At 36.3% G+C, this 24865-nt stretch carries 26 protein-coding genes; 7 read left to right on the forward strand and 19 right to left on the reverse strand.

What is annotated here, in order from left to right:
• Positions 1–34: 34 nt before the first annotated feature.
• From B8967_RS06585 to B8967_RS06600, 4 genes are all read left to right on the forward strand, one after another.
• Complete coding sequence (locus B8967_RS06585; RefSeq protein WP_084085320.1) at positions 35–625, forward strand: NAD(P)H-dependent oxidoreductase; 591 nt, start codon at positions 35–37, stop codon at positions 623–625.
• Positions 626–962: 337 nt separating this feature from the next.
• Positions 963–2165 (forward strand): tyrosine--tRNA ligase, encoded by a 1203-nt coding sequence (gene tyrS / locus B8967_RS06590; RefSeq protein WP_084085322.1) that lies wholly within the window; start codon positions 963–965, stop codon positions 2163–2165.
• A gap of 202 nt (positions 2166–2367) precedes the next feature.
• The gene (locus tag B8967_RS06595) at positions 2368–2889 is read left to right on the forward strand and encodes a 3'-5' exonuclease (RefSeq protein ID WP_047488142.1); all 522 of its coding nucleotides are present in this window, start codon (positions 2368–2370) and stop codon (positions 2887–2889) included.
• A 23-nt stretch (positions 2890–2912) separates the two neighbouring features.
• The gene (locus B8967_RS06600; RefSeq protein WP_084085324.1) at positions 2913–3362 is read left to right on the forward strand and encodes a GNAT family N-acetyltransferase; all 450 of its coding nucleotides are present in this window, start codon (positions 2913–2915) and stop codon (positions 3360–3362) included.
• A 12-nt stretch (positions 3363–3374) separates the two neighbouring features.
• Here the strand turns inward: B8967_RS06600 and B8967_RS06605 are convergent, their stop codons facing one another.
• From B8967_RS06605 to panD, 8 genes are all read right to left on the reverse strand, one after another.
• Complete coding sequence (locus tag B8967_RS06605) at positions 3375–4886, reverse strand: helix-hairpin-helix domain-containing protein (RefSeq protein ID WP_084085326.1); 1512 nt, start codon at positions 4884–4886, stop codon at positions 3375–3377.
• 6 nt (positions 4887–4892) lie between these two features.
• Positions 4893–6161: a PP2C family serine/threonine-protein phosphatase gene (locus tag B8967_RS06610; RefSeq protein ID WP_084085328.1), complete on the reverse strand. Its 1269-nt coding sequence runs from the start codon at positions 6159–6161 to the stop codon at positions 4893–4895.
• Positions 6162–6249: 88 nt separating this feature from the next.
• A complete protein-coding gene (locus B8967_RS06615; RefSeq protein WP_084085330.1) occupies positions 6250–7293 on the reverse strand; it encodes a TerY-C metal binding domain-containing protein in 1044 nt (347 codons plus the stop codon).
• Positions 7294–7311: 18 nt separating this feature from the next.
• Entirely contained in the window at positions 7312–7950 is a 639-nt protein-coding gene (locus tag B8967_RS06620; RefSeq protein WP_047488132.1) for a vWA domain-containing protein, read from the reverse strand.
• Between the two features lie 88 nt (positions 7951–8038).
• Positions 8039–8713, reverse strand: coding sequence for a TerD family protein (locus B8967_RS06625; RefSeq protein ID WP_047488130.1), 675 nt, complete (start codon positions 8711–8713; stop codon positions 8039–8041).
• Between the two features lie 26 nt (positions 8714–8739).
• The gene (locus B8967_RS06630; RefSeq protein WP_047488127.1) at positions 8740–9315 is read right to left on the reverse strand and encodes a TerD family protein; all 576 of its coding nucleotides are present in this window, start codon (positions 9313–9315) and stop codon (positions 8740–8742) included.
• A gap of 171 nt (positions 9316–9486) precedes the next feature.
• Positions 9487–10509: a lysylphosphatidylglycerol synthase transmembrane domain-containing protein gene (locus B8967_RS06635; RefSeq protein WP_084085332.1), complete on the reverse strand. Its 1023-nt coding sequence runs from the start codon at positions 10507–10509 to the stop codon at positions 9487–9489.
• 3 nt (positions 10510–10512) lie between these two features.
• On the reverse strand, positions 10513–10863 hold the full coding sequence (gene panD / locus B8967_RS06640) for an aspartate 1-decarboxylase (protein WP_029294648.1): 351 nt from the start codon (positions 10861–10863) through the stop codon (positions 10513–10515).
• 399 nt (positions 10864–11262) lie between these two features.
• Between panD and B8967_RS06645 the strand changes: the two genes are divergently transcribed.
• A complete protein-coding gene (locus B8967_RS06645; protein WP_084085334.1) occupies positions 11263–11553 on the forward strand; it encodes an HU family DNA-binding protein in 291 nt (96 codons plus the stop codon).
• A 236-nt stretch (positions 11554–11789) separates the two neighbouring features.
• On the opposite strand, the gene pdxH is transcribed toward B8967_RS06645, so the two are convergent.
• A complete protein-coding gene (pdxH, locus tag B8967_RS06650) occupies positions 11790–12431 on the reverse strand; it encodes a pyridoxamine 5'-phosphate oxidase (RefSeq protein ID WP_047488116.1) in 642 nt (213 codons plus the stop codon).
• Positions 12432–12455: 24 nt separating this feature from the next.
• Between pdxH and B8967_RS06655 the strand changes: the two genes are divergently transcribed.
• On the forward strand, positions 12456–13004 hold the full coding sequence (locus B8967_RS06655) for a YqgE/AlgH family protein (RefSeq protein WP_084085336.1): 549 nt from the start codon (positions 12456–12458) through the stop codon (positions 13002–13004).
• A 105-nt stretch (positions 13005–13109) separates the two neighbouring features.
• Entirely contained in the window at positions 13110–13691 is a 582-nt protein-coding gene (locus tag B8967_RS06660; protein WP_084085338.1) for an N-acetylmuramoyl-L-alanine amidase family protein, read from the forward strand.
• A gap of 79 nt (positions 13692–13770) precedes the next feature.
• Here B8967_RS06660 and B8967_RS06665 read toward each other — a convergent pair whose 3' ends face one another.
• From B8967_RS06665 to B8967_RS06710, 10 genes are all read right to left on the reverse strand, one after another.
• On the reverse strand, positions 13771–14583 hold the full coding sequence (locus B8967_RS06665) for an aminotransferase class IV (RefSeq protein ID WP_047488107.1): 813 nt from the start codon (positions 14581–14583) through the stop codon (positions 13771–13773).
• A gap of 78 nt (positions 14584–14661) precedes the next feature.
• Positions 14662–15048, reverse strand: coding sequence for an START-like domain-containing protein (locus B8967_RS06670; protein WP_034696870.1), 387 nt, complete (start codon positions 15046–15048; stop codon positions 14662–14664).
• A gap of 189 nt (positions 15049–15237) precedes the next feature.
• Positions 15238–16413 (reverse strand): aspartate aminotransferase family protein, encoded by a 1176-nt coding sequence (locus B8967_RS06675; RefSeq protein ID WP_047488499.1) that lies wholly within the window; start codon positions 16411–16413, stop codon positions 15238–15240.
• Between the two features lie 133 nt (positions 16414–16546).
• On the reverse strand, positions 16547–17323 hold the full coding sequence (locus B8967_RS06680; protein ID WP_084085340.1) for a hypothetical protein: 777 nt from the start codon (positions 17321–17323) through the stop codon (positions 16547–16549).
• Between the two features lies 1 nt (position 17324).
• On the reverse strand, positions 17325–18152 hold the full coding sequence (locus B8967_RS06685; protein ID WP_084085342.1) for a hypothetical protein: 828 nt from the start codon (positions 18150–18152) through the stop codon (positions 17325–17327).
• A 1-nt stretch (position 18153) separates the two neighbouring features.
• A complete protein-coding gene (locus B8967_RS06690) occupies positions 18154–19059 on the reverse strand; it encodes a hypothetical protein (protein WP_143330481.1) in 906 nt (301 codons plus the stop codon).
• A gap of 346 nt (positions 19060–19405) precedes the next feature.
• Positions 19406–21148, reverse strand: coding sequence for an OstA-like protein (locus tag B8967_RS06695; RefSeq protein ID WP_047488098.1), 1743 nt, complete (start codon positions 21146–21148; stop codon positions 19406–19408).
• A gap of 3 nt (positions 21149–21151) precedes the next feature.
• On the reverse strand, positions 21152–21625 hold the full coding sequence (locus B8967_RS06700; protein ID WP_047386665.1) for a Fur family transcriptional regulator: 474 nt from the start codon (positions 21623–21625) through the stop codon (positions 21152–21154).
• A 67-nt stretch (positions 21626–21692) separates the two neighbouring features.
• Positions 21693–23687 (reverse strand): KUP/HAK/KT family potassium transporter, encoded by a 1995-nt coding sequence (locus tag B8967_RS06705; protein ID WP_084085346.1) that lies wholly within the window; start codon positions 23685–23687, stop codon positions 21693–21695.
• A gap of 116 nt (positions 23688–23803) precedes the next feature.
• Positions 23804–24784: a pyruvate dehydrogenase complex E1 component subunit beta gene (locus tag B8967_RS06710; RefSeq protein ID WP_047488092.1), complete on the reverse strand. Its 981-nt coding sequence runs from the start codon at positions 24782–24784 to the stop codon at positions 23804–23806.
• Positions 24785–24865 lie beyond the last annotated feature (81 nt).

Consider the following 24865-nt stretch of genomic DNA (forward strand, 5'->3'; position numbering starts at 1 on the left):
TACCTTTGTCTTATAAATTTAAAAAAGCAGCGCAATGAAACATTTAATTATTTATGCACACCCTAACGAAGGCAGTTTAAATCACAACATTTTAAACCATGTTATAGAAACGCTTCAATCTGAACATCACGAGATCAGAATCAGGGATCTTTACCAGATGAATTTCGATCCTGTTTTATCGTTAGCAGATATGCAGGGGCAGCGTGGTGGAGAAGTAGCTGATGATATACAGCAGGAACAGGACTTTATTTCATGGGCAGATCAAGTCACCTTTATCTATCCTATCTGGTGGACGGGACTCCCTGCTATCATGAAGGGATATATAGACCGTGTTTTCAGTTACGGTTTTGCCTATCGTTATGACCAGGGAATACAAAAAGGACTTTTAAAAGGGAGAAAAGCCGTTATCATCAATACCCATGGAAAGTCTCATGAAGAATATAAACAAACAGGAATGGATACGGCACTTTCTCTTACTTCTGATCAGGGTATTTTTACCTATTGCGGCTTTGAGATCATCCAACATCTCTTTTTTGACAAAGCCGATAGAGCCTCTGCGGAAGATCTTGAATTATGGAAAAAACAGATCACAGCAGCTTATCTCCAGCCTGTTCTTAATCACTAAAATAAAATTTTATAATGGCATGGTATTCGCTTAAAGATTGATAAGTAAAATTGTTTTGAACCATTATTTTAAACCATTAAGATTAGTAATTAGTTAATTTTTAACATCACTATATATCTTGATGGTTTAAATATTGGCTTTCGATTAAAAAGTTTCTATATTTGTATCTCATGAAACACTTAAACAGCATATTGCGTCTTCCATTTTTCAGTGAGTATTACTCCCCGACCTATCGTTCGGGAAGACTTTCTATAGCTATTATTCAGTAAAATTATCTACATATATATAGAGCCCGGACAGTATCTGTCCGGGCTTTTTCATTTTAAAATTATTCAATATGATCAGTACATTACAAGAAAATGTGGCCATTACCCTTCCTGAAAACGGGCTGGAGGAAAAGCTGAAACTCGCCAAAGAGGAAAACAGAAAATTAACTGTAAAATTGGGCTTTGATCCAACAGCCCCTGACTTACATTTAGGGCATGCGGTGGTGCTAAAGAAACTGAAACAGTTTCAGGATCTGGGACATCAGATTGTGATTGTTGTAGGAAGTTTCACAGCGAGAATTGGTGACCCCACAGGGAAAAATAAGGCAAGAAAACCTTTAAGCTCCGAGGAAGTAGAACATAATGCCAAAACCTATATCAATCAGCTATCTAAAGTTATTGATGTAGAAAAAACAAAAATCACCTTCAATTCTGATTGGTTAGACGTTCTTGATTTTTCGGAGGTTATTCAGCTGATGTCAAAAGTGACGGTAGCCCAGCTCATGCACAGAAACGATTTCAATAGAAGGTTTGCAGAAAATACCCCTATTGCCATGCATGAACTGGTATATCCTATCCTTCAGGGTTTTGATTCAGTGAAAATTGAATGTGATATTGAAATGGGAGGAACTGATCAGCTTTTCAACTGTACTATGGGGAGGCAGCTCCAGGAAGTTCATCAGTTACCTGCACAAATTGTCATGTGTATGCCCCTTCTAAAAGGACTTGATGGAAAAGAAAAAATGAGTAAATCTCTGAATAATACGATTGGTCTTACCGATGAGCCCAATGAAATGTTTGGGAAAACCATGTCTATTCCGGATTCTTTAATTGATGAATTTATTGAACTCACCACAGATTTCTCACCGGAAGAAAAAGCTGTATTAACATCAAGGATAGAAAATGGAGAAAATCCAATGAATATAAAAAAGCTGATTGCCAGAAACATCATCAGTCAATACCATGATAAAGTCTCTGCCGAAAATGCAGAACTCTTCTTTAATCAACAGTTTCAGAATAAAAATTTTGAGGAGAAAAGTTTTGAGCCTGTTTCGATTGCTATTGTGTTGAATCATCTCCAAAATAAGACGACTATCCTTGAACTATGTCATCATTTAAAAAACAGCCTGAGTAAATCTGCTGTGCGGAGGCTCATCCAAAGCGGAGGTGTTCAGCTCAATTCTGTCAAAATCATAGAACCGGATCAGGAAATTGAACTTTCAAAGGGGCTTAAGATAAAAATAGGAAAGAGAAGCTTTTTTGAATTAGAGTAAAAAGAGAGAAACCGAAGGCTGGAAGAAGAAAAAAATAGTTTTCATTCAGTAGTATGGCTATGCTGAGGGATATCCTGTTGCCAAACACAGGTTCAAACGATACTTCCGGCCTTTTCTTTCAGCTTCTGTTCTCACATAGTGAAATTTAGTGTTTGGAGCTCAGGTTAAATCAATATCTTCGTTATTCTAAAATCAGTATTCAATGAGCTATATCATGGTCGATATAGAATCGGACGGTCCGATTCCCGGGGATTTTTCTATGGTATGTTTTGGTGCCGTGCTTGTAGATGAGGAACTGGACAAGACTTTCTATGGAAAGCTAAAGCCTATTTCTGGAAAATACAATCCCGATGCTTTAGCGGTTTCAGGCTTCACAAGAGAAGAAACCATGGATTTTGAAGATCCTGAAAAAGTGATGTCTACTTTTGAAGAATGGATCAAAACTCATTCTAAAGGAAGACCTATTTTCATCAGTGATAATAATGGTTTCGACTGGATGTTCATCTGCTGGTATTTTCATCATTTTCTTGGACGAAATCCTTTCGGCTACTCTTCAAGGAGATTGTCTGATCTGTATTGTGGATTGGAAAGGGATACTTTTGCCCAATGGAAACACCTACGTAAAACTGAACACACCCATCATCCGGTAGACGATGCCCGCGGAAATGCTGAGGTTTTGTTATATTTGAAAAAAGAAATGGGACTGAAAATTGCATTGAAATAGCATCACTAATTTTTATCTTCAACATGGATCTTGACCTGCATTACGAAAAAGCCAATGAAAATGATATTGATTTCCTTCTCGATCTGAGAATGAAAACCATGAATCCTCATTATGCTGAATCTCATCTTCCGACCGACAAAGAAACGACTCTTAAAAGGATTCTTTATGAGTTTGATAAAGCTCATATTATTTTCCTGAATCAGGATCCCATCGGGCTCTTAAAAATAAACAGAACTGCTGAGAAAACAGAAGTTCTCCAGCTTCAGATCGATCCCGAATTGCAAGGCCGTGGAGTGGGAAGAAGTATTTTAAAAAATATTCTTGATGAAGCTTTGGAAACAGGAAAAACAGTCTCATTAAGTGTTTTAAAAACCAATAAAGCACAGCAGCTTTATTCCAGTTTAGGCTTTCAAATTGTAGGAGAAGATGAGCATTCTTACTTTATGGAAGTGAAAAATGAACAGGGCAATTAAAACAAAGAAACACTACTGATTAGCCATCGTTACATAAATCAACCGTCCCCCTTCATCAGCAGACAACAGTATTTTTTTACCATCCGTAAGTTCCACCATAGAACCAGGCGGAATTTCTTTCTGTTCTGTAATATCTTTCATACCGGGTAAACTTTGATTCACCAATACCCATTTCCCCTGATGAAAAGTAAAATATCCTACAGGCATTTTATCCTGCATGGTAAGGTTTTCATTTCGGATGACCTTTCTGGACACATGCCATTTGAATAAATATTGGTTATGATACACCATCAGCCTGTGATTTTCAGGCTTCCATACCTCATCATCAAACTTAAAATATAAATCTAAAACGGGCAGACTTCCCTGATGAGGTGTTCCGCAAAAAGGACATCTGGGTGTACTTGTATTATCAAAGACATACCATTTTTCTGTACAGGCAGAATGATGACAAGGCTGTATTAAATCTACTGTTTTCAGTAAAGCCGTTTCCCATTCATTAGCTGTAGGACGCCTGATAGGATCGTGTAATCCATCTACAAATGCTTTTTTAAACAGATCGGAAAGATAAGGTCCAACAATGGTATAAGGTATATTTTTAGGATCTCCCCAGAAAGCATCCCATTTTCTCAGCTGATCGGTTTTCACATGATTGGTAGGGTCTTCAGGATGTTCCACAAACATTGCTTTCTCTCCCATGGATAGTATTTCGTCTTTTTCAGAATCCAGATCCCATATTTTCCCTCCACGCAGCGGATGCCTTCTTAAAAGGTACATATAAATCAGAGCGGCAAGAGCATGAAGATCCGTTTTCTGATTGGGTAAATACCTATCCGGATCGGTAAGGTTCAAATGCTGCGTTTTTAAAACTTCAGGGGCAATAAAATCTGCTGTCCCAATAACTTCAGGGGGAAATAACTTAGGAACTACAAGGCCATCAATATCAATAATACAGGCTGATTTTGTAACCGGATCCACCAAAATATTATTGTAAGAGAGATCGGAATGAGCCAACCCCATCTGATGCAGCTTTTTAACGCCCCGGCTGATATTGATAGCGATCTGAAAATAGCTCAGCCAATCTCCAAGTTCAGACTGATCAAGCCTTAGCGGATATTGATGATTCCGGAACATTGGTGCTGTAAACCATTTCCCTACTTTATCCTGACCCAGGATATTATCTGAACCCACATATCCTTTAGCAAAGAAGAATTTTTTATTATAAATCGGGACAATGATCCCCGTCAGTTTATTTTTTTCAACAATATCATACGGCCATCTGAATATTTCGTTCAGAAAGTATTCCGAAGCATTCCCGTTCTGTATATTTCCCAAATATGTAGAAACAATTCTCATGATCCTTTCTTTCTGTCCTTCATCCAGCGGACTTCGGTAAAAAGCTACCACATAGTCCTTATCAGGCGAGAAGTAAACATCTTTCACGCCACCCCGGATCGGGCTTTCATCAACATATTCATAAGTTTTGGCTGCATCTAAAACAGAAACGACCTTAATTGTTTTTTTCATACTTTATTAATAGATTATGGCCAAAGTTCGGTCATCATGGTTTCCTCTGCTCCAGAAATCCACCCAGGTCAAAAGCTGCTTATCAATCTCTGCATAACTGAAAAAATCTACCTTTGCCCTGTCATCATTATTCCCACTCAGATCATTAAAGAATAATTTCCAGCTGTCAATATCTTCCAGCTTATTTTCTGTAACAAATTTAGGATCATAGATCCCGTCTGTCATCAGGCTAAGGAAAGAAAAATCTTCCACACAGGTGATTCTAAAACGTGATGCCATCTGATCATTAAAAATTTCTTTCATCGTAATAAATCGGGTACCACCACTGAACTCTCCTACATCCATTGAATTCAGAAGCTGTACTTCTGAAAAATCTTTACTGATAAGGTTAATCGGGCAGTCTCCTACTCCAAAACTGAGAATTACATACCCAAATTCAAATTTTCTAGCCAGCGTAAAGATCAAGGTAGTATGCAGATCATTGATAGATAGACTATGCTCAGCCGCTGCTTTTTCTAAGGTATAATAAACCTCCGTGACACTTTCATATAAATATTTTACAATATTCTGCCCGGCTTCATCTTTTCTATCCCGGGGATATTCAGTATCATAGATTATCCTGACATTTTTTTCAATTTCACGGAGTATATTTGTTGCACTGAAAAACATATTCACCGAATTAACCGCTAATCTGGCCCCCTCCCTGGCGGCCTTTGCCGAGCCTGCTCCATCTGAAACAGAAACTATACTCCAGGAGGAAGAAAGCTCATTGACTGCAAAATCATCATCCCTGAATTTTCCTTCGTGGGCATGAGAACGGCCCCGTTTAGAAACCACAACAATTTTTTTGTCTAAAAAATTACCTTTATAGGAAGTCTCATCCTGTTTAGGAAACTCAGCATCCTGAGCACTTGGAATATTTTTCCACAAATCTTTGGGGTTAGCATTGACAAACAACTGTATGGGTTTTATCTCCATGCTGCCTTCATCATGGGTATGAAAGAACTGGATATCTAAGTGATACACATTACTCGTTACCGGAGTTCCTGACAGGGTATTGTTTTCGAAAACAAGCCCCGTTTCTTCAAGATTTCCTATACTTTTAATCTTTATATTCGGAAACATTGCCAGGTCAAAAATGAATTCATAAAACTGTTTTGAATTGGCATTTTTCAGAACCCAATGGGCCTCTTTAAATTCCTCTTTTTCTCGATCAATAACAGTTTTTTCCATAGTCTTTTTCTGGGTTCCAAAATAAATTTTAGGTATTTTCATACGTGGTATAATCAGCAATTATTACTATAATTCTATCCCATTTTTTCTAAGCCGGATAATGAATCATTTTTTCAGCTCAGTCCTACTGCTAGCCCAACGTCCTGTTAATATCAAAACCTTCACTGGAAAACCCATAATAATCCGATGTTCCACACCATGGGCATTTGTTATACCCTTCTCCCTGCAGACAGTGGATACCTCCACAGGAACAGGTTGCCAGCGCAATAGGATTAGCACAATGAGGACATGAAGTTCCGCCCTGTAATTCTTCTATGGAAATTTTCAGTATATTTTTCTGGGAAGAAGAAAGCCTGAAATACGCTTTTTCATCAATTTTATAGGCACCATCCAATTTGTAATATCTCGTAGACATTCCGGGTATGCCTGATGCAGCAAATGTTTTTTTAAACTTCATCAAATACAGCTTTTCTGTTTCTGAACATTTACCGTTTAAAACTACAAAATTATTATCCGGAAACCTCTGTTCCATTTCCGGGTCTACTTTTTCTAAAATAACAGAATCTATCTTAGAAAGATTAATTCCTTCTTTTTTAGCCTCAGTAACACTCTGGCTGGTGGTTTTTATGGAATCTGTCACCCATTTGAAAAACTCTTTATAGGAATTTTCATCTGTATTGTTAAACAATAAGACATTATCTGCCAGGGAGCCCAGTAGTTTATAGTTTGTATTCTCACCTATAGAAACAGCAATGGTATTAGCTTTTCCTCCATATTTAGTATTCCACCTATCAATGGCTTTAGTAGCATCATCAGTGGGCACTCCATCGGTAAATAAAAAAACAATAGGCTTCCAGTCTCCTTTCCTGTCATAAGTTGTTTTCACAATATCACGGTCTATACAATCCATGATTTTAATAAGACCCTGGGATAAGGATGTCCCGCTTCCAATAGGAATTTTTGGAGGGTAAAAGCTGATGATATCCTGGAGAGGGACAATAACCTCCGCCTCACCGGCAAAACCTACCACAGAAATATAAACGGTTTCCAGCGAGTAGGGATCTTTTTTCAATTCTCTTACAATATTGGCGATACCTTCCTGTACCTGCTCAATAGGCTCTCCTACCATAGATTCGGAGATGTCTACTAAAAAATAAATAGGTAGTCTTCTCATGGTTGTAAAGACAGTTTTTTAAATAATAATATTAAGTTCAGATGGCGGCGGCGGAAGTGTTATGTTTTCTCCTGTACTTTGGGAGTGCCCACCCTGTGTAATGGAAGAACTTACCCATTTGAAAAAAGAGGAAAGTGTAATGGCATCTGTAGCATCCAGCTTTACCACATGATCAGTAAGTTCTTTAAGATACTGCTCGTCCGCTTTTGGACCCGCTGCACAGCCTACAATAGCCCCAAATTCAAGCCCTTTGATCACCGGGATCATCTGCCTGTATTTCTGAATATCTGAGGGTTTTCCATCTGTAAATAGGAAGAGTAAAGGCTGCCAGTCTCCTTTCACTTCAGAAGTTGCTTTTACCAGATCTTTCTGAACGAGCTCCGAAACCATTTCCAAAGCAGCTCCTGTATGGGTGGGTCCACTATCCGGGCAGGTAATTTCCATAGGATAGAAACTCGCAAGATCCACCAGGGGAACATTATTTTTAACTTCTCTGTCAAAAGTAATGACACTGAGATGAAGGCTCTCCATCGCCTGCGGATCTGCACGAAGCATACTGATAAGTCCATTGAATCCATTGTTCAGGGCCTGAATTGGCTCTCCGTTCATAGAACCTGAGGTATCCAATAAAAAATAGGCTAATAATCTTCTGGTCATTATAAGACAAGTATTAATTGGGAAGCCGGCGGAGGAAGTCGAAGACTTCCAAGCCGGCATTCATTTTTATGGTTAATAGAAATAAAGTTTAGTTTGGGTAAGCGTACTGCTGTCTCAGAATATCAATAAAGTTATCTGTCTGATGCGGCTCTCCCACTGCCCGGAATTTCCAGTCGCCATTATGGCGGTATGCTTCGGCAAAAACCATTGCACACATTCCGTTCATGCTTGAATCTCCGGATAAACTATATTTTGTAATCTCCTTTCCTGAAGCATCTACTGCACGGATAAATGCATTGTCAATCATTCCGAAATGCTGATTATTGCTTCTTCCCTGATAAATGGTAACTACAAAAACAATTTTCTGATAACTTTGATCCAGTTGATCCAGTTTAACAATGATCTGCTCATCATCTCCATCTCCGGCGCCTGTTCTGTTGTCTCCGGTTAGCCATACATTTCCACTTGGATGCTGCATAGAATTAAAGAAGACCACATCACCCTGATAAAGCCCCATCTGTCTTCCGTCATTGGTTTGGACCGTTCTTCCAAGATTGGCTACTTTTCCGTTTCCGTCTAAAAGGAACGCTACTGCATCAAGATCATATTCAGCTTCTTTATTAAATAATTTTCCAAAGAAACCTCCTTGTTTTCTTACATCCCATCCTAAACCGATCGTAACTTTCGAAAGGTCATAAATACTTTCTCCACGGTCATTTTTTCTTAAATCAATCGTCTGACCTTTCTGTAAATTAATTGCCATAGTTATCGTTTTGTGTGTTTGATAATTTATTTAATGATTTGTCCTTTATAATATTTTTCCAGGAAGAATCCTAAATCTGCTCTGTAGCCTATTCCGGAAGCTTCAAACTTCCAGCTTCCATTTCTTTTATACAATCTTCCAAACTCAACTCCCGTTTCAATAGAAAAATCTTCATCCAGTTCATATTTTGCAATTTCCTGGCTGTTATTATTATCCACTACTCTGATATATGAATTTCTTACCTGTCCGAAATTCTGTCTTCTTCTTTCAAAATCCTCTATCGTTACTACAAAAAGGATTTCTTCCACTCTTGCATCTACCTTTTCAAGATCTATAACAATGGCTTCATCATCATCTCCGTCGCTGTTTTTACCGTTTGGATCATCACCGGTATGCGTTAATGCACCATCCGGAGACTGTAGATTATTATAAAAAACAAAATATTCTTCGCTTACTAATTTTCTGTCGGAATCAATCATGATGGCAGAAGCATCCAGGTCGAAGTCATAGCCTGTTCCTTCATTCGGGTCCCAGCCTAATCCTATTGTCATTTTGGTCAGCCCCAGTTCAATCTTTTGTCCTTTCTGTAAATTAATTGCCATAATGTACTATGTTATAAATTATTTTTGCCTTAAGTTAAATTTGATTTATGAACTGACCAAATTTATTTATAAAAAATAATCTGGACACTACACCTTTGTGTAGTAGAATTCCACAAAAAAAGTCCAATTTTTCAATTGAACTTTATAAGGTATATTATGTAAAATTTATTCTTAAAAATTTTTATCCGAAACCGCAGCATTTCTTGCTTTTGCCAACATCGGAATAGAAATCAGCCCCATTACCAGCATAATGACAATCTGAAGCGGCAGGGAAATAAATGAATAGGTAAGTCCCATTTCACCTCCCAGATCAGCGCTTTTCCCTATGGAAATAAAGAGTGCCATAAATCCGTATTTCATCGCCAGATTATATGCCCCGATTCCTCCGCTTGCGGGAATGATCATTCCTAATGTTCCTACAACAATAATAAAAAAACCATCTGCCATTGTAAATCCTGAAGTTTCAGGAAGTGCAAAACATACCAGATATGCCGCAAAATAATAGGAAATCCAGATTCCTAAAGTATACAGGATAAACTTCCCTTTCTCTTTTAATTTAAAAATGGTGGTCAGGCCCTGAAAAATTCCGTCTATAAAATTGACTATTTTCCCTAAAAAAGGAACGCCTGCAAGTTTCTTTTTAAATGCAAAAAACAGAACTGTTCCTCCTGCCAATATCAGAAGAACAAGTAAAATTTTATTAGGATTGATATTCACTCCCGAATTTTCGTAGAAAGAAAGAATGGCATCATATTTAAAGAGCAAAGTCAGTCCAAGAAAACCAAGCATACATATAAGGTCTACGACCCTTTCCAGAATGATGGTCCCAAAAGATTTATCTACCGGTACTTTTTCCACACCATATAAAGCTGTTGCTCTTGCCAGTTCACCACTTCTGGGAATCGTAAGATTCATAAGATATCCAAATGATATAGACCAAAGTGCATTAGAATTGGAAATCCTGTGCCCCATCGGTTCCAGCATCAGATTCCATCGAATTGCTCTGAACCAGTAAGCAAGAAGCCCAAAAACAGAAGCAAATAATACCCAAAGGTAATTTGCCTTAGCTAACGATTTTTGAATCACTTTAAAATCAAGCCCTTTTAAGGCGAGCCATAAAAAAAAGCCTGCAAAAGCAAGCGATATTACTATTGTAAGTATTGATTTTAAAGGATTTTTTGATGTTTTCTCCATGAATTAGGTAAGAAGATTTGTTTTTTCATCCGGGAAAACTATTTTCGGCTGAAAATCTTTTGCTTCTTCAGGAGTCATTTGTGCATAAGCAATGATAATGATAATATCATCCCTCTGTACTTTTCTGGCTGCCGGGCCATTAAGGCATACTTCTCCAGACTTTCTTTTTCCTTTGATAACGTAAGTATCGAAACGCTCCCCGTTATTCACATTAACAATATAGACCCTTTCTCCCACCACCAAACCGGCAGCTTCAATAAGATCTTCATCTATTGTGATACTTCCTATATAATTAAGGTCTGAGGCCGTAACTCTCACCCTATGAATCTTGGACTTAAAAACTTCTATTAACATGTTGCAAATTTATTAATAAAAATTAATAAAACAGGTGTGTCTTATCATTTTAAAACTCCCACAAACACAGCTATTTATTTTTACAAAATATAAAAATTTTGAATTTTAATTACAGAATTAATAAACATATGCTCAAAAACATTAAAAGTTTACACACAATTTAGGATTTAATAAATACAGGAAATAATATTAATTTTTTGCTAAAGTCAATACACATAAGCATTTGGCATGATTTTAGTAGCCCGTAACGTAGATTTTTCGTGGAAACCCGAATTATCATATTTTAACCATTTTCACGTAAAAGTAAAAAAATTGCGCAAGTTTTAATAAAAAAATTGCACAATTAGAAAATAGTATTATATTTGCTATAATTACGAACTAACTTTAATATTAAAAATTATGAACAAGTCTGAATTAATCGACGCAATCGCAAAAGATGCAGGGATCACTAAAGTTGCAGCTAAAGCTGCTTTAGAATCTTTCATTTCTAATGTAACTACTACTTTAAAGAAAAAAGATGGAAAAGTTTCTTTAGTAGGATTTGGTACTTTCTCAGTAGCTGAGAGAGCTGCTAGACAAGGTATTAACCCTGCAACTAAAAAACCAATTAAAATTGCTGCTAAAAAAGTTGCTAAATTTAAAGCTGGAGCTGATTTATCAAATGCAGTTTCTGGTGTTAAGAAAAAATAATCATTCAGATTAAAAAATTCAAGGGCTGTTTATTAGAAACAGCCTTTTTTTTATGGTCTAAATCCCCACATTTCCTATCTCCTATTCCGGCAGAATAAACTTTGAATATCTATAATCCATGATTACCTTAACTAATCAGAAATAGACTTAAAGCAGTGTTATGTAAAAGGCTGAGAATAATAAAATAAGCGTTGAATAATTTTCAACGCCTGTATTTTAAATTTCTGTCTAAAAAACTATGGTGCCAATCTGGAAATCTTCCAATCCAGGTCTTCAAGTTGATAAATGATTCTATCGTGAAGGCGGTTTGGTCTTCCCTGCCAGAATTCGATTTCGTATGGTTTTGCTATATACCCTCCCCAATTATCAGGTCTTGGAACTTCAGTATTTTCATATTCTTTTTCCAGATCTTTCAGCTTTTCTTCCAAAAATTCCCGGTTAGGAATAACCTGGCTTTGAGGAGAAACAGCTGCTCCCAGCTGGCTGCCTTTCGGTCTTGAGTGAAAATAACCATCACTGAGATTCTCAGCTATTTTTTCCAGATTAGCTTTAATAATAATCTGTCTTTCCAGATTCGGCCAAAAGAAATGAAGACAGGCTTTATGAGTATGTGCTATTGCTTTTCCTTTCCTGCTGTCGTAGTTTGTATAAAAAATGAATCCTTCATGGGTATAAGCTTTAAGCAATACCATTCTGGTTCTTGGACACCCATCTTCTTCTAGTGTAGAAACCGCCATAGCATTGGCTTCAGAGATCATTTCGCTCTCATTGGCCTCCAAAAACCAATCTCTGAACTGCTCAACAGGATTTTGTTTTATCTCACTTTCAATAAGTTGGGATTTATCATACACTTTTCTTTTGTCATGCAGGTTTTCCATAAATATTTTTTATTAAATTTGAGTATGAATCACTCATACAAAGGTAAAATATTAATCTCGACCCCTGACATTTCCGGCGATATTTTTTCAAGATCGGTAGTGCTGGTTATTGAACATAATGAAAGTGGAGCATTTGGTTTGATATTAAATAAAAAGAACAGCCAGATGAGTACTAAATTCAAAGATTTCTTTGATTTCAAAATTGAAGTTTATGACGGCGGACCTGTAGAAAATGATAAAGTTTTTTTTATTGTAAAAGGGAAGAAAGTAACAGAAATTTTCACTGATATCACAGATGAATTCTATCTTACGGAAGACATTGAGCGGATTATCAATGCTGTGTTGAACAATGAGCTTGACATTCAGGACATCAAGATCTTTTCCGGATATTCCGGATGGTCTCCCAATCAGTTGGACACAGAGGTTCAAAGAAAAGTGTGGACCGTAGTGGATGTATATAATCTGGACTATACTCTTCCTAATGATCAGACACTCTGGAAATCTATTATGCAGAATCTTGGTGGAGAATTTTTACTTTGGGCTAATTCCCCTGAAGACATTTCATTGAATTAATAACTGATCCACCTATAGCTTGAATATAATTAACAAATTTTAAGATTATGTTAACTAATTTTTAAAAAAGTTTTTCCGTTATTTGAAAAACCAAAATCAATAAAAATGAAAGGTATAAGATTACTTGCTTTATCCATCTTTTGTATAGCATTTTTATCATTTACCCCTATTAACAAAAAATACATAATCATAGACGCCGGTCATGGTGGAAATGATCTTGGTTCAGTATATGGGCATTTTTCTGAGAAAGATATTTCATTGAATATTGCTAAAGAAATTCAAAAGATTAATGAAGGTCAAAACAAATATGAAATCGTTTTAACACGAAACGATGACAGCTATCCCAGTCTTTCTGAAAGAACAACCCAGATTAACAGTTTAAATCCTGAAATGGTCATCTCCCTTCATGTTAACAGATCTCCTCAAGAAGAAACGGTACAGCAGGGAACTGAAATCTATGTTCAAGACACAGAAAATTCTAAAAAGCTGGCTGAAAAAATTTCTAAAAAATTTGATGCACGCAAAATTGAAGGGCGTAACCTTCATATGCTGAGAGAAACCAAAGCTCCCACTGTATTGGTAGAACTTGGATTTATCAATAATTCTAAAGACCGGGAATATATAACCAGTGAAAAGGGGCAAAAAGAAATCGCACAAAAATTCGTTGACGTTTTCGACGAATATTAAGAATAAGAAACAATTTCTGATTTACTCAGAATAAAACCCGGTAAAGGACTTTGTTGTTGTTTACCGGGTTTGTCAATTTTTATTGAAAACTGTTTTTCCAGCTTTCCACCAGCTCCGTAAAACGGGTGTTTTCAAAAGTTTTATTTCTTATTTTACCTACAGAGAATATACCTTTTTCATCCGAAATCATTAAAATCTCTTCAGCTTTCTGGGATTCAAATGCTATGATTTCATGTTCCTGAATATCGGCAAGATTATTTTTATGCAGATGCGTCACAAAATTTTCCATTAATGGAGAGATGTAAGCCCCTTCCGACTGTTTTGGAACTTTAATAACATTGCCTTCCAAAAATAAAAGGTTTCCTGAAGTAGCACGTGCAATTCTTTTATTGGGATTCAAAAGAATCACATCATCCAGGTCATTTTCCTGTGCATAAATCCCACCGTAAATATTTTCCGGGCAATGAACCCTGATATTGCTTAACAGGTTGTTATTAACGTTAATTTCCTTAATCAGATCCATCTCTAAAGGCCTTCCATGAACAGCCAAAACATCATCCATTTCCACAACTTCATAAAAATAGGAAACTGAAGATTTTGCCAGCGTTACCCCATCAGTGTTTCTGAAAACCTGAAAATTGATAATCCCGTTCTGAATTCCTTTTCCATCAATAATATCTTGTTGAAAAATATTCTGAAAAAATTCCAACGTATACGTAAGAGGAATATTCATTCTCATCTTTCGCATGGAAGCCATCAGAAAGAAGTAGCACTCTTCATCCATGATCAACCCTCCATTCTTTACGAAGAAAGAAACTTTCACAGTATCGCCCCAAAGAAAGGCTCTATTCTTTACATTTAATGCATCTGAAGTAAAATATTGATTTTCCAATTTTTGCTGTGATTTATTTATAAAAAAATAATGAACGATAAATCGTTCATCAGTTTTATCATTTCATATCGTCCGACATTATGCCGCACCTAACTTTATCCTAAGATTTTCAATAAGGTTTTCCCAATACATTGCGTTTTCTTCTTCATCTCCTTCTTCACAGAAATCTGTAATATTAAGGGCTAAATCCTCTGTAATATCATCTATTGTGATAGTCATTTCAAAGAAATTTTTAGTTCCTTCATCCTCTTCCCATCTGAAACGTACGAAACCTTCAGGCTTATATCTGATTAAAGTAGCTTTTTCTGCAGGTCCTCCTCCCCAGCTAAAAAAGAAATCATCGCCTTTCTCTGTCACCTCATCCGCAAACCATTCAGACAACCCCTCCGCAGTCGCCAGATATTCATATAAAATCTCTGATAAACAGTGCATTGGAAATTCGTAATGGACTTTATGTTTCGCCATATAATCTTTGTTTTTATCGTTCCGCAATATATAAATTAATTTTTTTATTACACAAAAAAGCAATTACTTTTTTAAAGAATCTGTATGATATTTATCAGAGGGATTAAATCTACATTATGTTAAATATCAGCAATTAAAGTTACCATGTAAAGCATAAAAAAATCTCTCCGATTTGGAGAGATTTAATCTTTAATTTTCATTCAATATATCAAGTATAATCTGACAACCTACCCTAATTTCATCCATAGAGAGAGTTAATGGTGGAGAAATTCTGAGATATTCATTTCTGTACAGCTGCCAGAAAACAATAAGTCCTTTTTCCATGCATTTTTTGGCAACCTCCAGTGTATATTCCGGGGTACCAAGGTTTACAGCCAGCATCAGGCCTTTACCATTGATATTTTTAATTTTTGGATGTACCAGCAGTTCTCTGAATAATTTTTCCTTTTCTGCCACCTCATTCATCAGGCCACTTTCCAGCACTTCTTTTAAAGTAGCATAGCTTGCTGCTGCAATCAGTGGATTTCCTCCAAAGGTAGTAATATGCCCCAGCTTTGGAGAATGGGATAATGTTTCCATAATTTCTCTGGAACTCATAAAAGCTCCTACAGGAACTCCTCCACCCATTCCTTTTCCCATCACCAGGATGTCAGGGACAATTCCAAAATGCTCAAAAGAAAATAGTTTTCCCGTTCTTCCAAAGCCAGGTTGGATTTCATCAAGAATCAACAGTGCTCCCACATCTTCACATCTTTTTTTCAGTTTGATCAGATAATCATCATTGGGAACTAAAAACCCCGCTGCCCCCTGAATGGTTTCTAAAATAACACAGGCTGTTTTGTCTGTAATTTTTTCAAGATCTTCTTCATTATTGAACTCAATAAAAGAGATCATAGGCAACAAGGGACGAAATTCTCTTTTATGGTTTTCATTTCCTGAAACACTTAATGCTCCATGTGTATTACCATGATAAGAATTTTTGAAAGAAATGATTTCTTCTCTTCCTGTATATCTTTTTGCTAATTTTAAACTTCCGTCAATAGCTTCTGCACCACTATTTACCAAATAAGTAACTTCTAATGGCTCCGGTGTAGCTTTTGCAAGCAATTGGCATAAAGCGACAGGTTTCTCCTGGGCATATTCACCATAAACCATTACATGAAGGTATTTATCTGCCTGCTCTTTGATAGCATTGACAATTTTAGGATGTGAGTGTCCCAATGTATTGGCAGAAACTCCGGCTACAAAATCCAGATACTTTTTACCGTCAGTTCCATAAATATAGTTTCCAACAGCTTTTTCAACCTCAAAACCTGCAGCAAATTTCGTTGTCTGTGCCTGATATATAAAAAAGTCTTTGTGCATTTCCATCGTCTCAAAAAATTTCAGCAAAGCTATAAAAGATTCGTCAAATGCCGAAATTATTGATTGGGAATAAAAAGATCACCCTTAGTAAATTAAGGGTGATCTTTAATTGAAATATTAAGATTTGTTTGATCTACAATACTTTTTCTACCGTTACATAGCTGTTATTAGTCACATTATACGTGGTAGTTCCACTTACCTCTGAGATGGATTCCAAAGTAATATACTGTCCCTGAACAGCATATACGGAAAAATCTAAATTGATTTTACGGTTAGTACCATCAAAATTGACTGTTTCTTCCAACAATTGGAACCTCTTCACATCATTCACATATAAACTGGCTCCTAATCTGTTGCTAAAAGAACCTGCTGCACCTGTAAAATTCAGGTTTACATTAATCCTGTATAATCCTGTCTGCCGAACATACAATCTGTTAAGATTAGCACCTGTTGTAGGTACATTTGTTTTAAGCTTTAATGGATCTGCAAGGAAATTAGGTTTATCAATAAGGGAGTTTATAGGCAACAAAGCAGTACCTGTAGTTGTTGAAACAGCATTCAGCTGAAACCTTGAGATATTATCAGATTCTATTTCAAAAGCTTTACTCCACACCAGCCCGTCAAAAACCATTACCTCGCCTGTACTTTTGACAAACAAAAGCAGTCCCCGCAACACCTCTATTCTTGACCCCGGAGCATTTACTCCTGTATAAGGAAGATCTACCTCTGCATTTACTGCAGGAAGTCCAAAACCTTTTACTCCTGCTGCTTCATTCGTATTGGTAATATACATCATTACCTGATCGTTTCCATTGGCATTTGAATCAGGGCTAGGAATATTTGTAAAATTCACCTGTGCGCTGTAGATATTCATGATGAATAAAGACAGTCCGAATATATATTTTTTCATCTTAAAAAGCTTTAATTAAACGTGCTGCAATATAAGAACTGATCGAATTGGAGTCTGTACCATAGGCTGCCAGTGATCCTCCTGATCCACCAATCGTTCTGATGGTAGGTATAACTCTGAGTTCAGCATTAACTGGTAAAGAAATAGTCTGAGCAAAACTGCAGGTTTTATTTCCTTGTGTATCTACAATAAATATGAGGGAATAATTGGACTTGGTAACAATTGTTTCCCAAGCACCATTTGAGGTATATCTAACCTGTAATGTCAGTTTAAATTCCGTAACCCCTATCTGGGCACCAAGAGAACCACCGGTAAATCCTAAAGCCGCCGCCACATCATAAATCCCAGCTTGTTTTATGGTCACACTACTCGCATTTTTCAATCCAAGGTTATCGACAAGTACTTCACTTTTATCATCCGGAGCCAAATACACTGCAGAACCTGTTGAAAGACATAATCCTAAACCGAATGCAATACAAGGAATTGAAATTCCTGAAGAGATTCCCAGTCTCGAGCCTTTGGGCTGATATATCCCTTGTATCTGTCTTGCCGGATTCCAGGCATAGCCATCATATTTGTAATACTGATCATCATTCTTATTGTAGATAAGACCACCAATAAGGTTAGGATAATCATTATATAGATCCGTTACAGCAGCATTATACTTTGGAAAAGTAGTAAAGGTATTGGAATAAGGTAATATGATCCCTTTGGTCCCATCCTGAACCTTAACGATATTTTTACTGCTGTAAATATTTCCTCCAATACCCACTTGCGCCTGTAGAAAGTATTGAGAAAAAAGTGCTACAATTAATATTATTTTTTTCATCTTATTGCATATTTATTTTTTCAACAATAATTTCTGATATGGAATTTCCTGTGGTATTCATAGCGAAGTACATATTAGCTCCCAAACAGCCTCCGATCGACATGGTTTGGTTTCCAAAAAATCTCAATCTTACTCTATCGTTTACATTAAAAACCCCTACATAAGTAAATGCCAATGATTGCCCTACATCTACAGACCCAATAGGTATTGAACCTAGTGAAAGTAATCCTCCTGTAGTATTGCTTACAGTATTGTTAATAGGTCTCCATGTTGCTCCGTTATCAGAACTAACTTCCAGATTCAATCTGGAATACAGGTTAGTAGTTGCTCCTACACAGAGCGCCTCTCCTACATCCAATGCTCCACTTTTAAATGAAAGTTTAAATAAACCTCTTGTCTTAAAAGTGATCATATTACTTGTAGTACTTACCAATGCGATATCATTTGAAATTTCATTCAAAGCAGGACTGCTTGACGTAAAAGCTACATCTGTCGCAGCACATTGCCTATCAGATCCTATTAAACAGATATTAGGTGGCAAAAGAGTACAAGGCTGACAGGTAGTGGTAGTGGTCCCACTTCTTATAAAGCGGGCCATTTTATTATTTTTCATCACAGTAACAATCGGATCTGAGATCTTCCAGCTTGTACCGTCGTTCTGAACAATACTTCCTGTTTCTCTATTGAAAATTACAGAACCCTGAGTTCCATCTCCGATAGTACCTGTTAATGAAGTAGGAAGAACTCCTGCGGTATTGGCTCTTGGCATTCTGGCCGCAAAATTATCCTGCTTCACATGCAGTTGCGTTCTGGTATCGGGATCAAAAGTGAGACTTTTTGAAATCCCAACCTGTGCACTCACCCCAATGGAGATAAGAGAGAACATGATAATAGATTTTAATTTCATATCATTATTTTTTTTCAATTTGACATAATAAATTTAATAAATATTATGATACCAAATATTACAATTGTATTAAAAAAAAACAATTTCAAAGAAATAAGGTCATTCTACCAAAAAAACAAGAGTCGAAATGTGAATTTTCAAGAACAAAATGCAAGGTTAATCCTTATATAACAATGGTTTACAATTTAATAATTCACCATAAAATTTTCCCTTTAAATCAGGAAAACGGTCCAAAAAAAACTAAAATACATCACTGATTAGTGAATTTCAATGACTGAAATTTCCATTTCAATATGGAGTGGAAAAAAATATCCGTCTCACAAATTGTGAAACGGATATTGATATTTTATTTTCTGACTCTTTTCGGTTTCTTAGCCTCTTCTTTAGCCTTTTCTTTTTCTATAGCATTTTGAGCTTCCTCATAGAGTTCATTATCTCCGGTATATTTTATTTCTTCATTATTAGGAGTATCTACAAGAATATCCTGCCATTTCCTGATCCTATCTTTAGTATTCCAGTTAAAGTCAGGGAACTTCTTTTTTGCCGGTTCTATTTTACTCATAGGATAAGTATCTGATGTAGCTCCAATACTGCAGGAAATAATTTGCAGTCCTTTTTCTTCAAACAAAGCCCCAATAATACCACAGGCAGAAAGTGTGATTCCTATTCTTTCCGGTTTTTTAGTCTCCTGGTCCGTATCATCTACATAAGCAATAGACTGTGCATTTCCTACCACTCTTGCTTCTTTAATGTCATTATTTTCATAATAAACGGTCATGAACTTTCCTTTCACCTGGTTGAATTCATCTTTTAGATTTAATGAATCTACCTTACTGATAGCAAGAGCATTTCCAATGACTTTCAATGAATCTATGTTTTCATTTTTGGTGTTAAAATATGCTTCTACCTTATCACCCGTCACCTGTTTTTCTCCACTCCAAAGAATAGGTTTTGTGTACATATGCATTACTCCGTCTGTTTCATTGAAAGCAATAGAGTCTGCTCTACCCTGGGCATTTGATTTGTAAATACGGGCCTTTTTATAGGCTCGTAAAAAACTTTTCTTTACTTTGATATCTAAAGAATCCGGTCTTTGGTAAGAAAGGATTTTTTCGGCAGCAAAATAAATTGAATCTTTTTCCATTACTTTTACAGCGTAAGGGCTTTTGGTCATCATAGCAGAATCTTTTTTCTCAAAAATTTCACCATAACCACCTTTGATGTACCTTTTTTCTTTAGGATCATCAAGCATTACATTTCCTGTTGCCTTACCAAAACCGGTGATCTGATTGAAATACATATCGTCTCCGGTAAGGATTTTGTCATTGTAGAAGATCTTGGAATTTTTATTCAGGAAAGCTTCTTTAGTTTCCATCCTATAGGTACCTCTTTCCGTATATATCCTGTTTTTAGGATTAGCTCTGTTTGTAATCGTAGTAGGACCAAAAAACTCAGCCACTTTCGTGTTCTGATTCTGCTTGATGTTGACACCTTCGATAATATATTGTGCATTGTCTATTTTAACATTACCCACAAAATCTATCATTTTGGTGTTTAGAAAATAGGTCGCAGACTTTGTATACATGACATTACCCTGGCTGTCATTAATGGTCCCTCCGGTATTAAAATAAGCCTGGTTGGAAAGCCTGTCATAATAAAGAATATCTGTTTTTATGGTCTGCTTGGGGTCTGTAAGGACAACATTTTTGCGGGCAACACCTTTCTGGGTATTACCATCATATTCCATTTCCCCCGCCGTAATTACTGATCCGTCAGTATTTTGAAGCCTTGTATTGCCTATTGCTTTTACAAAATTCTCTTCATTATACAGCACCACTTCGTCTGCTGTAAGTATGGATCCCTGATGTTCAATCTGAACATTCCCGGTAAAGTATTGATTACCCTCGTATTTTGCAGGATCTTTTATAATTTTATCCGCATGGATAATTTTTATTTTATCTTCAGGTCTCTGCGGTTGTGGTTTTGCCGTTGAAGGATTCTGTAGATACGGATCTCTTTTCACAGGAATTTTGTCCTGCGCAAAGCCAAGCGTAGAAATACAGAGTAACAGAAAAAAGATTATTCTCATTAATTAGTCATTCTTAGTGCCATAGAAATACAGCGAATGAGAATCAATTCTTACGCCAAATGCTTCTTCAATGGCTTCTTTGATTCCTTGAATTCGTGGGTCACAGAATTCGATAATCTCTTCAATCTCTTTATCAGAGTCTTTTTTATAGATCACAAGGTGATCATGTTGCTTGTCAAAATAAGACTTCTCATAAGACGAAGAGGTTAACGTTTTTTCTCCAAACTGATGCTTACGAATAAGACCTGCATCAAGGAAAATTTCAATAGTATTGTAAATGGTCGCTTTGGAAACATGATACTTTTTCTGCATCATCAGAAGATACAGATCATCAACGTTAAAGTGATGATCCATATTATAAATCTCTTCCAATATCGTATATCTCTCAGGTGTGTTTCTAAACCCTTTTTCTAATAAGTAGTTTCTCAAAACATCCTTGATCAAAGCTATATTCTTTTCTTTTTGTACTGTATCCATTAAAAAAATTATCTACAAATTTATCGATTTTTATTTAAATAGATAGTATGATTACATGACCTGACATTTAAGAAGTGTGTCGGAAGTACCCGGACTGTTCAATTTTATTGTCATAAACAGTAAGTTCTGTAATCGGGGCAGATTCCACTTCAACGTTATGAGAAGACACTCCCCAAGCCTTAAAGTCATCACTTCCTATATACTTCACAAAGTTGTAAATATTAAGGGTAATCTTCTGTTTAACAGTTAAAAGGATATCGTTGATATATGTATTATCTATAATTACATACTTCAAATCCGGCGGTATATCATGAGCTCTTAAAGACGGATGACTGCTTCTTGAAGGAATGGTACCATCTGCCATTAAGTCTTTCAGTACCATATTGAAATAATCATTAATTCTTCGGTCCACTTTAAATCCTAAAAGGAAATTAACTTTATAAACCGTTCCCGGAAGAATTTCATCCACCGTATACTTGAAAGTATATGGATCTTCCTGATTGACAATACTTAGAATAAAATAGTGATCAGCTCTTTTTGGCTGTTTTTTAATGATAGAATAGATAATTTTTGATTCTACCTCATCATTTCTTTTCGCTCTGCTCAGATAAGCAAGATTCGTTGCATATTTTGGAATGGTTTCATCCAGTTTCATATCTTTAATGATAGATACGTATTTATCTATTTTCACAAACTGGATAAATCTTGTTTTTATTAATCTTCCATTATACCATGCGTACATAGATATCCCAATAGAACCAGCTAGTACCACTGTAATCCAACCGCCTTCCATGAATTTAATAATATTGGCACTGAAGAAACCTAGCTCAATAGCCATATATACCAAAGCAAAAAGAAGTATCAGTACTTTGCTTACTCTGCGTTTCAACAACCAGAAAACTAAAAGAACTGTTGTCATCAGCATCGTTACCGTAATAGAAAGACCATAGGCAGCTTCCATTTTTCCAGATTCTCTAAAATGGAGAACTACAATGATACATAGAATGAGAAGTCCCCAATTGATTCTTGGGATATACATTTGTCCTTTAACTCCAGAAGGATAATCAATTTTTTGATTAGGCCATAAATTAAGAGACATTGCTTCAGAGAAGATGGTAAAGGAACCTGTAATTAAAGCCTGGCTTGCAATAATCGCAGCAGCAGTGGCTAAAATTACTCCCGGTATGATCATCCATTCTTCCATAATTCCAAAGAATGGGTTTACTACAGAAAAGCCAGGTTTATTATAATTGGTTAAAAGCCATGCTCCTTGTCCAAGATAGTTTAAAATAAGCATAATCTTAACAAATGCCCAGCTTACTCTTATATTTTTAGCACCACAATGCCCCAAATCCGAGTAAAGAGCTTCCGCCCCGGTGGTACAAAGAAAAACAGCACCAAGAATAATAATTGCACTAGGTGAATTTACGATAAGTTTATAGGCATAATAAGGGTTGAAAGATCTTAAAATTTCAAAATTCTCACTCAAGTGCATTACTCCTAATCCTCCTAGCACTAGAAACCAGACAACCATCACAGGGCCAAAAAACTTTCCAATAAAGCTAGTCCCAAATTGTTGCACCACAAAAATAACAATCAAAATTCCAATTGTAATAGGAACTACGGGAGTGTGAGGATTGTATATTTCAAGACCTTCAATAGCTGACATTACTGTAAGCGACGGTGTAATCACACCATCTGCAATAAGTGCTGCAGCCCCTATAATTGCAATAAGATACAGCCATCCTTTTTTAAGGTTCCTAACTAATGAGAACAAAGCCAAAATACCTCCTTCCCCTTTGTTATCTGCTCTTAAAGCAATGATTACATATTTGATGGTAGTCTGAAGAGTAAGTGTCCAGATAATACAGGACAAAGCACCTTCTATGTATTCGTTGAAAGGCATATTACTACCTCCTGCCTGTGCATTAACAATTGCTTTCATCACATAAAGCGGTGATGTACCGATATCTCCGAAAACAATTCCTAAAGAGACTAAAACTCCAATAAAAGAAAGTTTTTTTATATCAAAATGATAACCATCTTCTGTAACGTCTGCCATGTCAGCTTATTTATTTTTTAAACGCGCAAATTTATATTAATTTTATGACTCAACGAATTTTTATCCATGAATATAATAAATGAAAAAACTTCCTTTCGGAAGTTTTTTTCTATTATCTATTTAACGTACATCGCTTTTTTAATTTCCTCTTTCACTTTTTCAAGCTTAGGGAACCACTCTGCAAATAGTGCTGCAGAATAAGGCGCAGGTGCATCAGGAGTAGTAATTCTCTTGATTGGAGCATCTAAATAATCGAATGCTTTTTGCTGTACCATGTATGTAATTTCTGAAGATATTGAACCAAATGGCCAAGCCTCTTCTAAAATAACTAATCTATTTGTTTTCTTTACAGATTCTAAAACCGTATCAAAATCCAGAGGACGAACTGTTCTAAGGTCAATAACTTCTACAGAAATTCCTTCTTTAGCCATATCTTCAGCAGCCTGAATAGCCAGCTTCATGATTTTACCGAAAGAAACCAACGTAACATCTGTACCTTCTCTTTTGATATCTGCCTTTCCTATTGGTAAATAGTACTCTTCTTCCGGAATTTCCATTTTATCACCATACATCTGCTCAGATTCCATGAAGATAACCGGATCGTTATCCTGAATAGCTGTTTTTAATAATCCTTTTGCATCATAAGGGTTAGAAGGCACCACTACTTTAAGCCCCGGACAGTTGGCAAACCAACCTTCGAATGCTTGAGAGTGAGTAGCTCCTAGCTGTCCTGCTGAAGCTGTAGGACCACGGAAAACGATAGGACAGTTCCACTGTCCACCACTCATCTGACGTATTTTTGCTGCATTATTGATAATCTGATCAATTCCTACTAATGAGAAATTGAATGTCATAAATTCTACGATTGGTCTGTTTCCATTCATTGCAGCTCCTACAGAAATCCCTGTAAACCCAAGCTCTGCAATCGGAGTATCAATTACTCTTTTAGGACCAAATTCATCCAGCATTCCTTTTGAAGCTTTATATGCACCATTATATTCTGCCACTTCCTCCCCCATCAGGTAAATGGATTCGTCTTTACGCATTTCCTCGCTCATTGCCTGTGCAATTACCTCACGAAAAGTATATTCTGCCATATTTTCTTGAAAAATTTAGACTACAAAAATAGTGTTTTTTTATTATACACATAATAAAAAAGGCATCTCATTCAATGAGAT

The organism is Chryseobacterium sp. YR221 (assembly GCF_900176315.1).
GTDB lineage: Bacteria > Bacteroidota > Bacteroidia > Flavobacteriales > Weeksellaceae > Chryseobacterium > Chryseobacterium rhizosphaerae.